Genomic DNA, 12,471 nt, shown 5'->3' with positions numbered 1-12,471 from the left:
GGTTAAGACATCATGCATACATCTTAATTAAAAAATAAAGTAATTGAACTGGAGCAGTACATGGCACTTTCAACCGTCGCACAATTTGCCGCAGAGCTGGGTCTTCCAACGACTCTGCTCATCGAGCAACTGAAAAGCGCAGGCGTTAATAAAACGTCTGTGGATGATTTTTTGGAAGAAGGTGACAAGGCTGCCTTGCTAGATTACTTGCGTAAAGAGCATGGTGCGGCGAATGCCCCCAAAAACAAGATTACTTTGACGCGTAAACAGAATACCGAGATCAAAAAACTCGATAGTTCTGGCAAAGCGCGCACCATTCAAGTCGAAGTGCGTAAAAAGCGCGTGCTTGAACGTCCTGAAATGGGTTTTGAACCCGCCGCAGAAGCTGCCTTTGATGAGGTTGAACAAGCCTTGCCCGAAGTCGCTGAGGCATTGCCTGTTGAAGTTGAAGAAATCGTGCCTGAGGCACCGGTGGTTGAAGTCATTCCTGAGGTCGTACCTGAGCCAGAGCCGGAACCGGAGCCAGCACCTGTCGCAGCGCCAGTGGTTGAAGCTACTCCTGTGGTTGAAGCGCCAGTAGTTGCGAAAAAAGGCGCAGTGTTATCCGCGCAAGAGATCGCTCTACGTGAAAATGAGGCGGTACGCGCAGCTAAATTATCTGCTTTGCAAGCCGAAGATGTGCAACGTAAACAAGCGCTGACCTTGCGCCGTGCAGAAGAAGAAGCCAAAAGACAAGCCGAAGCCGAAGCTGCAAAAAATAAACCGGTGGCAACCAAATTATCTGAAGGCACTTTACACAAGCCGGCCAATAAGCCTACGGATAAACCAGAAACCAAAGACAAAAAAGCCAAAACGGATAACCGTGATTGGACTGACAACGAGAACAAGAAGCGTGGCATTAAAACGCGTGGGGATGCCGCCGCTGGTGCCGCGCAAGGCTGGCGCAGTCCTAAGGGCAAACACCACAAACCCAGCAAGGATGACCAGCACGCATTTAATGCACCAACCGAGCCGTTGATCAAAGAGATCATGGTGCCTGAAACAATTTCAGTCGCAGATCTGGCGCATAAAATGTCAGTCAAAGCGGCTGAGGTAATCAAGGCGTTGATGAAAATGGGCATGATGGTCACGATCAACCAGGTGCTAGATCAAGACACGGCCATTATTCTGGTCGAAGAAATGGGCCATAAGGCTCAGGCTGCCGCTGCCAATGACCCAGAGAGCTTCTTGGAAGAGACCGAGAGCGTTGAGGCCGTGATGGAATCGCGTCCGCCGGTGGTGACCGTCATGGGTCACGTTGACCATGGTAAAACGTCGCTGTTGGATTATATTCGTCGCAGTCGAGTGGCTTCAGGCGAGGCAGGCGGCATTACGCAGCACATTGGTGCTTATCACGTAGAAACACCACGTGGTATGGTGACCTTCCTCGATACCCCGGGTCACGAGGCGTTTACAGCGATGCGTGCGCGTGGTGCAAAAGCTACGGATATTGTGATTCTGGTGGTTTCTGCCGATGATGGTGTGATGCCACAAACGATTGAGGCGATCCACCACGCCAAGGCCGGTAATGTGCCTATCGTGGTTGCGATCAACAAGGTCGATAAGCCAGAAGCGCAACCAGATCGTGTTAAAAATGAATTGATCACGCATGAAGTGGTGCCTGAAGAATATGGTGGTGAAACCATGTTCCGTGAAGTGTCTGCTAAAACAGGTAAAGGCATTGACGAGTTGCTTGAAGCGGTGCTGCTGCAAGCAGAAGTATTGGAACTGACTTCACCGAAAAATACGCCAGCAAAAGGCTTGGTGATTGAAGGCCGTTTGGACAAAGGGCGTGGTCCGGTGACTACTGTGCTGATTCAGTCAGGGATTCTGCGCCGTGGTGACATGTTGCTGGCTGGCACTGCTTATGGTCGCGTACGCGCCATGTTGGATGAAAACGGTAATGATATTAAAGAAGCAGGCCCTTCTATTCCGGTAGAGGTATTGGGCTTGTCTGATGTGCCAAGTGCCGGCGAAGAAACCATTGTATTGAATGATGAGCGTAAAGCACGAGAGATTGCCCTGTTCCGTCAAGGTAAGTTCCGCGATGTGAAACTGGCCAAGCAACAAGCCGCCAAACTTGAGAATATGTTTGAGCAAATGGCGGAAGGTGAAGTGCAGACCCTGAACCTGATTGTGAAGTCAGATGTACAAGGCTCTTTCGAAGCGTTGACCACTAGTTTGCAAAAATTGTCTACCAACGAAGTCCGAGTCAATATCATTCACACCGCTGTGGGTGCTATTAGCGAATCAGATGTCAACTTGGCCGCGGCCTCTAAGGCGGTATTGATTGGCTTTAACGTGCGTGCCGATGCCGGTGCCCGTAAACTGGTCGAAAACTTAGATGTCGATTTGCGCTACTACAACATCATTTACGAAGCGGTCGATGAGATCAAGGCTGCGTTGGGTGGCATGCTAGCACCAGAGCAGAAAGAGCAAATGATTGGTACGGTAGAAATCCGCGAAGTCTATCGAATCTCCAAAGTGGGTGCGGTCGCTGGTTGTTATGTACAAGATGGCTCGGTGAAACGTAACTCTAAAGTGCGTGTGTTGCGTAACAATGTCATTATTCACACGGGTGAATTGGATTCTCTGAAACGCTTTAAAGATGACGTCAAAGAAGTTAAAAACAACTTTGAATGTGGTTTGTCACTCAAAAATTACAACGAAATCGAAGTGGGCGATATTCTAGAAGTCTATGAAGTGGTGGAAGTGGCGCGTACCCTGTAATGGCTAAAGCATTTTCCCGAAATGACCGTGTCTCTGAGCAAATGCGCCGTGAATTGGCGGATTTGCTCATGTTTGAGATCAAAGACCCGCGCGTGCAAATGGTCACTCTCACCGGAGTGGAGGTGACGGGTGATATGGCGCATGCCAAAGTGTTTTATGCGGCGCAGAAAAACAGCAAGGGCTTACAAGCCGGGCTTGAAAAAGCGGCTGGCTTTTTGCGATCGCAATTGGGCAAGCGCATGATGATCCGTACCGTACCACAATTGCATTTTGTCTATGACGAATCGATAGACCGCGGCATGCATATGGACAAACTCATCCATGAGGCCTTGTCCGACACCCCCGCGCAAGAGTAAGGCGCCATGCAATTCAAACGCATTAAACGCGCCGTCCATGGTGTGTTGTTGCTCGACAAGCCCTACGGTTTTTCATCCAATCAGGCCTTACAAAAGGTCAAATGGTTGTATCAAGCAGAAAAAGCCGGTCACACCGGCACGCTCGACCCACTAGCGACTGGCGTATTGCCGATTTGTTTTGGCGAAGCGACCAAATTTGCGCAATATTTGACCGATGAAAACAAAACCTATATTGCTGATATCCGGTTTGGTATAAGCACCACTACTGGCGATATTGAGGGTGAGGTGATCCAACAGGTCGATTGCCATGTCTCACTGGCCGATATTGAACAGGTGCTGCCGCAATTTATGGGCGAAATCAGCCAAGTGCCACCGATGTATTCCGCCTTAAAAGTGAACGGCAAACCTTTGTATGCCTACGCGCGCGATGGCGTGGAGTTAATGCGGGCGGCCAGACAAGTAACCATTCATGCCTTGCGCGTGCTTGAATGTGCCGACAATCATGCCAAGATTGAGGTATGTTGTAGCAAGGGGACGTATATCCGAACGTTGGCTGAAGATATTGGCAATGCCTTGCAAGCCGGTGCGCATTTAACTGCACTACGCCGCACGGCGACGGCGACTTATCAAATTGCAAAGGCGATCAGCATTGACGCATTGGCTTCGATGACAGACGCGCAGCGGGATGCACTGCTATTGCCTGTCGATACCGCGATTGCGGCCTTGCCGAAAATTCTATTACCAGAAGACGCTGCTTATTATTTTAAGCAGGGCAATCCGGTGTGGATGTCGGGGGCGATTCCCCATAGTGAGTTGCGTATTTATAGCGAGGCCGGATTGTTTTTAGGGGTTGGCTTACAGCAACGCGATGGCCGTATCGCGCCGAAACGCGTCGTAAATCTTTAAACCCAATTTTAAATGCATGGGATGCTCACCTCTCTAGCGCTTCGATCACATCTCCATCGCTTTAATTGGTTCGGTTGTCGGGTCATTTTCTTGTCATAAATTTATGATAATATAATTATTATGTTAAAACGGTTTTATGTTTATTTTGTGATGTCCCTGCTGTTTGCCATGGTGCAAACGGGCATTGCTACACATGAAATCAGCCATATTAAAGAGCTGACGCAGCAGTCGCAGCCAGACAAAAAACAAGGCAATGAGCCTTGTGCTTTATGTATCAGCATCGCGCATGCCGCCGGTGCACTCACGCATACGCCACAGTGGCAATTGCCACCGACCGTTAATAGCCCACCATTAACCGTCGCAGGGATCGAAGTACTGAGCCCTTGCTTCGCGGTTTATTCTGCTCGCGCTCCACCAGTCAACACTCCAGCCTAATATTTACGCTACCTAAAGTCGCAGCGTTGCGACCTACGGTGATTAATGATGCTGTCTACAGCGCCCATATGCGCTGGAGCGAACTTGTCTGGAATCAAAAATGAATATGCACACATCTGTGGCGCCACGTGGTTGGCGTCAAAAACCGCTATGGATAGCGATCGTAGCCACTTTAAGCACGCCGGTGATGGCGGCCGAGCCAAGCACGCAGGTTAATTTGGATGAAGTCCCGGTGACAGGCAACCCGTTAGGCGTTGCATCGGACGATATGGTGGTGCCGGTGTCCGTGATGGGTGGGCGAGAGTTAAGTCTGCGTCGTCAGGGGACCTTGGGCGAAACCTTGAACGGGATTCCCGGGGTCACGGCCACGCAGTTTGGCCCAAATGCCTCGCGACCCATTATCCGTGGTCTGGATGGTGAGCGGGTCAAAATCATGCAAAACGGTGTTGGCGTGCTGGATGCCTCCTCGCTCAGTTTTGATCATGCCGTGGGCATTAATCCGCTCATTATTGAGCAAATTGATGTGGTGCGTGGACCTGCAGCCTTGTTGTATGGCGGCAGTGCAATGGGCGGCGTGGTCAACGCCATTGACCATCGGATTCCCAAAGAATCGCTCGATGGTTATACGGGCCGTGCCGAGGCACGCTTTGGCGGGCCAGATAATACGCGCAATGGGGCAGCGGTGGTGGATGTGGGCAATGGCCAGTTTGCCATGCATGCGGATATTTATAGCAGTGAAACCAGTGACTTGACCATTCCTGGCTATGCGGTGTCGAAACGCAAAAGCCAGGCAGACGGAACCCCCCGCGAAAACAAAGGGAAGTTAATCAACAGTGATGCATTGTCGAATGGCGGTGCATTGGGTGCTGCATGGACTTTTGATACAGGCTACCTTGGCTTGTCTTATGCCGACTCGAACAATAACTACGGTACCGTCGCTGAGCAAAGTGTTCGCATCGACATGCAAAATAAACGCCTCGAATTGGCCGGTGAGCTGCGCGCCCTAAATGGGCCGATCCAAAAGATCAAATTACGTATGGCGCACACGGATTATCAACACGTCGAACTTGAAGATGGTGCAGTCGGCACGACCTTTAAAAACCGAGGTATGCAAGGCAGCTTGGAGGCGACGCACGTTCCCCTGGCTGGCATGAATGGTGTGCTGGGATATCAATTTCAAAATACGCGGTTTCAAGCATTAGGTGAAGAGGCCTTTGTCCCGGGCGTGGTGACACAAGACCAGTCTTTGTATGTGTATGAAGAGCTTGCCATCGGCCAACATAAGGTGACATTTGGTGGTCGCAGCGGAGAAACCACTGTCAACTCCGCAGACAGTGACAATTTTGGTGCTGGCCAGAGTCAGCGGTTTAACCCGAACAGCTTTGCCTTGGGCGGATTGTATGCCATTAATGACCAATGGAATGCGACGTTTAATTTGTCGCATAACGAGCGTGCGCCGAGTTACTTTGAGCTATATGCCAATGGTGCGCACATTGCGACCGGTCAGTTTGAAGTGGGCAGCACGCAACTGAAAAAAGAACGCTCCAATGGGATCGATGCCCAATTGAAATGGAAATCTGGTGGCCATAGTTTGACTTTGGGGGCATACGCTACCAAGTTTAAAAACTTTATCGGTTTGTTCAACACCGGCAACGAGGTGGCGGTCGATGGTGATCTCTTACCTGAAGCGGAATTTAGAGCGGTCCCTGCTTTATTCAAAGGCTTAGAGCTAGAGGGGAAATTTGCGCTAAACGACGCTTGGGCACTCAAAGTCAGAGGTGACTATGTCCATGCGAAAGACACGCGAAATAACGATTATTTGCCACGAATCTCACCGTTGCGCTTGGGCGGGGGCCTGGATTACCATTTGGGCAGCTGGAACGCACGCATGGATGTCTTGCATGCCTTTAAGCAAAACGATGTGGCAGAAAATGAATTGAAAACAGACGGTTATACCAATCTCAGTGCCTTGCTCGCCTACAAAATACCGGGCAAGTATCACGTTGAGTTGTTTGCGAGAGCCAATAACCTCTTGAATGATGAAATCCGTGAGCATGCATCTTTCTTAAAAGATATTTCACCAGCGGGCGCACGTTCAATTCTGTTGGGTGCTAGAGCGGATTTTTAATCGCAATAAACCTATTCAGCCCCATCATCTGATTATAAAGATTCTCAAATATTGACGCCTGCGATGCTCCCCCGCCCCCGCTTTGTTTGAGGGCGTGGGGGATCGCTGCGCGCGCGGCAACTCGTTAAGTTTCTCACCGAACATACATCCCATGTAGATGATGCTAATTTCTACTGCGTCACTCTCATCAGGTCATGTATTTGATGAGCCTTTGCCAGCAATGCAACAGCGCATTGTTGTGCAATCATCGACCTGCGATTAGCGGTTTTTAAAGGCGAGCATCACCAAAATCAATGATGGAATTTTTTATAAACGGCCTGATCAAGTCTGTAGCTAGGTCAGCCGCCGTCGCGTGGATTACTTTTTCGCCATGATGCATCCGCGTGCTGATGCGCCGATGACGCGCTCGACGGGCGGCGGCTGAGATGTCTCCCGAATGCAGCCAAGCGGCGCAACAAGATGCGCTTCGTGTGTCAGAAAGCCGTTACAGGCGACTGTTTGAAACTGCGCAAGATGGCATATTGCTGTTGAATGCTGCGACGGCACAGATTGAAGATGTAAACCCTTTTCTAATCAAACTGCTTGGCTATACGCATGCCGAATTTTTAGGTAAAAAACTTTGGCAGGTAGGCCCATTCTCAGATATCCAAGAGAGCAAAGAGATGTTTGCCGAGTTGCAAACGCGAGGCTTTGTGCGCTACGAAGACTTGCCGCTCATTACCAAGTCAGGGGTGCATATTCAGGTAGAGTTCGTCAGTAATGCCTATGACTGTGAGGGGCTTACCGTAATTCAATGCAATATTCGTGATATCACCGAGCGCAAAGCGGCTGAATTTAGAGCCCAGAGACTGACACAACTGTATGCCGCGCTGAGTCGCTGCAATAAAGCCATCATCCATTCAGCAACCGAGCAGGCACTGTTCAATGAAATCTGCAACATCGCCGTATCGAGCGGCGGGATGATGACGGCTTGGGTAGGGTTACTCGATCATGCATCTGGCGATATCCGGCTGATCGCCTGTGAAGGTAAGGATTGCGCATTGGTGCAAGGCCTTAAAATTTCAATTGATGTCGATAGCCCGGCTTGTCATGGTCCCTCCAGTATCGCGCTAAGAGAACATCAACCGTATTGGTGTCAGGATTTTATACGTGACCCGAATACCATGCACTGGGCGGCACTGGGTGCGCAGATCGGTTGGAAATCCCTTGCATCTCTCCCTTTTTATCAACAGCGCAAAGCCATCGGTGTCTTTGTGCTGTATGCCAAAGAACTGGATGCCTTTGATTTGGATGCGCGCGGCCTGCTCTCTGAAATGGCTGGGGATATTAGTTTTGCCATGGATAATTTCTTACTCGAGAACGAAAGGGTGAAAAATAGTCAGGATATTGAGTTTAAAAATACTATTTTGCAAACCCAGCAAGAAACCTCACTGGATGGTATTTTGGTGATCGACCAATACCATAAAGTGATTGCCTATAACCGACGTTTTGCGGATCTTTGGCAACTCAAGGCGAATATCACCGAGCATGCTTTAGATGCGCCGCTGATGCGGGTGATATTTTCACAGGTGATTGATTTAGATGCATTTTTTAAACGTATTGACTATTTATTCTCGCATCGTGATGAGAATAGCCGTACCGAGCTTTTATTGAAGGACGGTCGCATCATTGATCGCTATTCCGCGCCCATCAAAAGCATGGCTGGGAAGTACTATGGCCGGGTGTGGTATTTTCGCGATATCACGCATGCAAAAGCGATTGAAAAAGAGCTGTTAATCGCGGCCACCGCATTTGAAGTGCAGGAGGGCATCATTGTAGCCGATGCTGACCATATCGTCCTGCGGGTCAACAAAGCCTTTATGCAACAAACGGGCTATCAAGCAGAGGATATCGTCGGACGCAAAACCAGTGTGCTTAAGTCTAGCAGGCATGATGCCAGTTTTTATCAAGCCATCCGCGAGTCTTTGTATGGGGAGGGTTTCTGGCACGGCGAAATATGGAACCGGCGCCAAAATGGTGAAGAGCATTTGGTTTGGCTGACAATCAGCGCCGTCAGCAATGCAATTGGCGAAATTATCAACTATGTCAGTACACATTCTGATCTATCTTTAATCAAGCAGAACGAGGCAGAAATACATGCCCTAGCCTATTATGACCCCTTAACTAACCTGCCCAATCGCCGGCTACTGTATGAGCGGCTACAGCACTGCATTGCCTTGCAAGCGCGATGTGTGATTTATGGCGCGGTGCTATTTATGGACATTGATCATTTCAAGTTGCTCAACGATACAAAAGGCCACAACATTGGCGATCTGCTATTGATACAAGTCGCCCGTCGGCTGCAAGACTGCCTGCGGGATGGTGATACGGTGGGCCGCTTAGGCGGGGATGAATTTATTTTGATCTTGGAAAATCTTGACCAAGACCCGCACCAGTCTGCCGCTTTAGCAAAAACAGTCGCTGAAAAAATACTAGCGGTTATGAGTCAGCCCTATTTGTTAGAGGGGTATGGCTATTCCACCTCCGCGAGCATCGGCATTAGCCTATTTTGTGGGGAGGAACATACCGTGGATGAATTGCTGGCCAGAGCAGATAGCGCCATGTATGCCGCAAAAAGTGCCGGGCGCAATACGCACCGCTTTTATGACATGGCCATGCAAGTGGAGTTGGATGCTCGCAATGCTTTAGAGCATGATTTGCACTATGCGTTGGCGCAAGATCAATTTGAGCTCTATTACCAAATGCAGGTCAACAATGCAACGCAAGTGATTGGCGCAGAAGCACTCATTCGCTGGGTGCATCCGTCGCACGGGGTCGTTTCGCCGCTGGCTTTTATCCCGTTAGCCGAAGCAACGGGCTTAATTTTACCGATTGGTCAATGGGTACTCGAAAGTGCTTGTGTGCAACTGCATCTGTGGGCGAAAAGTGCACGCACCCGTCATTTGCAACTGGCCATCAATGTGAGCGCCCGACAGTTTTATCAGGCAAACTTTGTTGAACAAGTGAGCAAAACGATAGCAAAATTCATGATCGCGCCTGAAAGGCTCAAGTTTGAACTGACTGAAAGTCTGGTACTAGACGATATTGAAGATACCGTTTCGAAAATGCATGCGCTGAAAAAAATAGGGGTACGCTTTGCGATGGACGATTTCGGCACAGGGCAGTCCTCTTTGGCCTATTTGACGCAGTTGCCCCTCGATCAACTGAAAATTGATCAGTCATTTGTGCGTAATCTGGGCGTTAAGCCGACGGATGCGATTATTGTGCAGACCATCATCGGCATGGCCAACAATCTGGGCATGGAGGTCATTGCCGAGGGCGTTGAAACTGAATTTCAACACCTGTTTTTAAAGCAGCATGAATGTGACCTGTATCAAGGCTACCTTTTTAGCAAACCCGTGACCATTGATACGTTTGAAGCCTGCATTCAATCCGCCATAGGCTAATTAGAGCCATGCTGATTAAAACCATGCGCTTGACGCTTGACAGTAGGGGATGCAAAAGACTGTGCACAGCCAGCGTATTTGCCAAGCTGCTGTGCGTTTAAAGCCGCTAATTAAAAACGATTAATGACCATACGACAGCCAGATTAACGAGCGCCAGCAATACGGCGGCGCTGCCAATATCTTTGGCGCGTTTGGCCAGTGCATGGCGTTCGATCGAAACGCGGTCAACCACCGCCTCTACGGCAGAATTCAGCAACTCTACAATCATCACCAGTAGCACGCTGCCTACCATCAGAATGCGATTCAAGGCCTCGGCTTCGAGATAAAACGCCAATGGAATCAACACTAAGGATAGCCACACTTCTTGGCGAAAGGCATCTTCATGTTGATAGGCGGCTTTAAAGCCATCCATCGAATAACCAAACGCATTGACGAGACGACGGAGGCCAGTTTTGCCTTTAAAGGGGCTTTCTTCGTGGCCGGAGGAGGGATTGTTTTGCATGGATTATCTCTAAAAAGCGACATCAAATTTTAACATGCGCTATCATAACGTTTTTAGCAGTATAGTGAGGATCGAACATGGCAAGAATGGTGCAATGTGTGAAACTGGGCAAAGAACTCGAGGGCATGGATTTTCCGCCTTATCCCGGTGAGTTGGGCAAAAAAATTTTTATGCAAGTGTCTAAAGAGGCCTGGGCGGGCTGGTTAAAGCAGCAAACCATGCTGGTAAACGAAAACCGCCTGAGTCTGGCAGACCCAAGCGCGAGAAAATATTTGTCTGAACAAACTGAAAAATACTTTTTTGGCGATGGTGCAGATGTGGCCAGTGGTTACGTGCCGCCGAGTGCGTAAGCTGTTGTAGCGTTTGTATTTCGCGATTAAAAAAGCACTCCTGAGAGTGCTTTTTTATTTGCTGCTGCAGTTTAAGATTGCGTTTCACGCTCGATGTCTTCGAGGCTGGTGTGGCGCACATCTTTGCCTTTGACCATGTAGACGACATACTCAGAAATATTTTTGGCGTGGTCACCAATGCGTTCCACCGCCTTGGCCACAAACAGCACCTCTAATGACATGGAGATGGTGCGTGGGTCTTCTAGCATAAAGGTAATCAGCTGACGCATGGCTGCGCGGAATTGCTCATCCACTTGCTCGTCTTGTTTAGCGACTTCGACCGTTTGACTGACATCGAGGCGTGCAAACGAATCGAGTGAAGTGCGTAGCATTTCACGCACAATCGCCACCATGCTTTTGATCTCATTAAAACGCGGTTTGTACATGCGGTCTTGTTCATAGATACGCTGCGCAGTGCGGGCAATTTTAGTCGCCTCATCGCCAATCCGCTCTAGGTCGGTGATGGTTTTGACCATCATCATGATCATGCGTAAATCGCGCGCCGCAGGTTGCCGACGGGCAATAATATGGCTGCAATCCTCATCGACTTGCACTTCCAGCGCATTCACGCGGGTGTCACGCTCCATGACATCTTTTGCCAAGTTGACGTCAGCGCTGGTCAGTGCCTCTAGCGCATTGACAATCTGCTGCTCAACCAGCCCCCCCATTTCCAGAACCTTGGCGCGTACCGATTCCAGTTCAACATCGTATTGTTTAGAGGTATGTTCAAATTGCATGACGAATTTTCCTAATAATTGTGCCGGTGCAGGTTACCAGCGCAATATGACAAGTTCATGATGATTTGGCAATTACTTCGTCAATGTTTTGACGCCGTTGGGTGTCGCCAACAACAAGACGTTCGCCGGGCGCACTGCAAACAGACCATTGGTGACTACGCCAACGATTTGGTTGATTTTGGTTTCAAGTGCGATGGGGTCACTGATGGTCAAACCGTGTACGTCCAGAATCAAATTGCCATTGTCGGTGGTGAAGTCGCGTAACTGTGGTTGACCGCCTAACTTCATCAGTTCACGCGCAACGTGGCTGCGTGCCATGGGTAACACTTCTACCGGCAATGGAAACTTGCCTAATACGGGCACAAATTTGCTTTCGTCACAGATGCAGATAAATGATTTAGCCACGGCCGCCACGATTTTTTCACGGGTCAACGCGCCGCCGCCGCCTTTAAGCATATGCATGTGTTCGGTGATCTCATCAGCGCCGTCTACATAAATATCTAGGCTATCTACGCTGTTTAAATCAAACACTTCGATGCCATGGTTGCGCAAACGTTGCGCAGTGGCTTCTGAGCTGGCGACAGCGCCCGTAATTTTGTGTTTAACTTTGGCAAGTTCGTCAATAAAAAAGTTAGCGGTCGAGCCAGTGCCAACGCCAATAATGCCATCTTTTACATAAGTGACTGCGGCTTTTGCGACTTCGAGTTTCAGTGCATCTTGTTGTGCTTTATCCATTGCCATGTGCTTCAATCCTTGATTAATTCTTTATAATACAAACAATTCTCTATCATACACTGCAACCC

Annotated in this window: 10 protein-coding genes; 7 read left to right on the top strand and 3 right to left on the bottom strand. The window is 49.3% G+C overall.

Annotated features, from left to right (window positions below):
- Positions 1–60: 60 nt before the first annotated feature.
- The 6 genes from infB (at position 61) to FIT99_RS11775 (ending at position 10,040) form a co-directional block, all read left to right on the top strand.
- Positions 61–2,769, top strand: a complete 2,709-nt coding sequence (infB, locus tag FIT99_RS11800; RefSeq protein WP_140004459.1) for a translation initiation factor IF-2 — start codon at positions 61–63, stop codon at positions 2,767–2,769.
- Positions 2,769–3,125 (top strand): 30S ribosome-binding factor RbfA, encoded by a 357-nt coding sequence (gene rbfA / locus FIT99_RS11795; protein WP_140004458.1) that lies wholly within the window; start codon positions 2,769–2,771, stop codon positions 3,123–3,125. The genes infB and rbfA overlap by 1 nt, the downstream gene beginning before the upstream one ends.
- Before the next feature lie 6 nt (positions 3,126–3,131).
- Positions 3,132–4,031: a tRNA pseudouridine(55) synthase TruB gene (truB, locus tag FIT99_RS11790; RefSeq protein WP_140004457.1), complete on the top strand. Its 900-nt coding sequence runs from the start codon at positions 3,132–3,134 to the stop codon at positions 4,029–4,031.
- Positions 4,032–4,151: 120 nt separating this feature from the next.
- Positions 4,152–4,466 (top strand): hypothetical protein, encoded by a 315-nt coding sequence (locus FIT99_RS11785; RefSeq protein WP_140004456.1) that lies wholly within the window; start codon positions 4,152–4,154, stop codon positions 4,464–4,466.
- 100 nt (positions 4,467–4,566) lie between these two features.
- Positions 4,567–6,594: a TonB-dependent receptor gene (locus tag FIT99_RS11780; protein ID WP_140004455.1), complete on the top strand. Its 2,028-nt coding sequence runs from the start codon at positions 4,567–4,569 to the stop codon at positions 6,592–6,594.
- A gap of 425 nt (positions 6,595–7,019) precedes the next feature.
- Positions 7,020–10,040, top strand: coding sequence for a bifunctional diguanylate cyclase/phosphodiesterase (locus tag FIT99_RS11775; protein WP_140004454.1), 3,021 nt, complete (start codon positions 7,020–7,022; stop codon positions 10,038–10,040).
- Between the two features lie 106 nt (positions 10,041–10,146).
- On the opposite strand, the gene FIT99_RS11770 is transcribed toward FIT99_RS11775, so the two are convergent.
- On the bottom strand, positions 10,147–10,542 hold the full coding sequence (locus tag FIT99_RS11770; RefSeq protein WP_140004453.1) for a diacylglycerol kinase: 396 nt from the start codon (positions 10,540–10,542) through the stop codon (positions 10,147–10,149).
- 77 nt (positions 10,543–10,619) lie between these two features.
- On the opposite strand from FIT99_RS11770, the gene FIT99_RS11765 reads away from it, so the two are divergent.
- Positions 10,620–10,892, top strand: coding sequence for an oxidative damage protection protein (locus FIT99_RS11765; protein WP_140004452.1), 273 nt, complete (start codon positions 10,620–10,622; stop codon positions 10,890–10,892).
- A 71-nt stretch (positions 10,893–10,963) separates the two neighbouring features.
- On the opposite strand, the gene phoU is transcribed toward FIT99_RS11765, so the two are convergent.
- Together phoU and rpiA are read right to left on the bottom strand one after the other, a co-directional pair.
- Positions 10,964–11,668, bottom strand: a complete 705-nt coding sequence (phoU, locus tag FIT99_RS11760) for a phosphate signaling complex protein PhoU (protein ID WP_140004451.1) — start codon at positions 11,666–11,668, stop codon at positions 10,964–10,966.
- Positions 11,669–11,740: 72 nt separating this feature from the next.
- A complete protein-coding gene (rpiA, locus tag FIT99_RS11755) occupies positions 11,741–12,403 on the bottom strand; it encodes a ribose-5-phosphate isomerase RpiA (RefSeq protein WP_140004768.1) in 663 nt (220 codons plus the stop codon).
- Positions 12,404–12,471: the final 68 nt, after the last annotated feature.

Origin of the sequence: Methylophilus medardicus, from assembly GCF_006363955.1 — a bacterium.
GTDB lineage: Bacteria > Pseudomonadota > Gammaproteobacteria > Burkholderiales > Methylophilaceae > Methylophilus > Methylophilus medardensis.
Note: the sequence above shows the minus strand (reverse complement) of the source record. Positions and strands in the feature narration are given on the sequence as shown.

Coding starts and splice junctions, on each gene's coding strand:
- FIT99_RS11785 (WP_140004456.1), top strand. CDS start 4,152: ATGTTAAAACGGTTTTATGTTTATTTTGTGATGTCCCTGCTGTTTGCC.
- rpiA (WP_140004768.1), bottom strand. CDS start 12,403: ATGGATAAAGCACAACAAGATGCACTGAAACTCGAAGTCGCAAAAGCC.
- FIT99_RS11765 (WP_140004452.1), top strand. CDS start 10,620: ATGGCAAGAATGGTGCAATGTGTGAAACTGGGCAAAGAACTCGAGGGC.
- rbfA (WP_140004458.1), top strand. CDS start 2,769: ATGGCTAAAGCATTTTCCCGAAATGACCGTGTCTCTGAGCAAATGCGC.
- FIT99_RS11775 (WP_140004454.1), top strand. CDS start 7,020: ATGTCTCCCGAATGCAGCCAAGCGGCGCAACAAGATGCGCTTCGTGTG.
- phoU (WP_140004451.1), bottom strand. CDS start 11,668: ATGCAATTTGAACATACCTCTAAACAATACGATGTTGAACTGGAATCG.
- infB (WP_140004459.1), top strand. CDS start 61: ATGGCACTTTCAACCGTCGCACAATTTGCCGCAGAGCTGGGTCTTCCA.
- truB (WP_140004457.1), top strand. CDS start 3,132: ATGCAATTCAAACGCATTAAACGCGCCGTCCATGGTGTGTTGTTGCTC.
- FIT99_RS11780 (WP_140004455.1), top strand. CDS start 4,567: ATGAATATGCACACATCTGTGGCGCCACGTGGTTGGCGTCAAAAACCG.
- FIT99_RS11770 (WP_140004453.1), bottom strand. CDS start 10,542: ATGCAAAACAATCCCTCCTCCGGCCACGAAGAAAGCCCCTTTAAAGGC.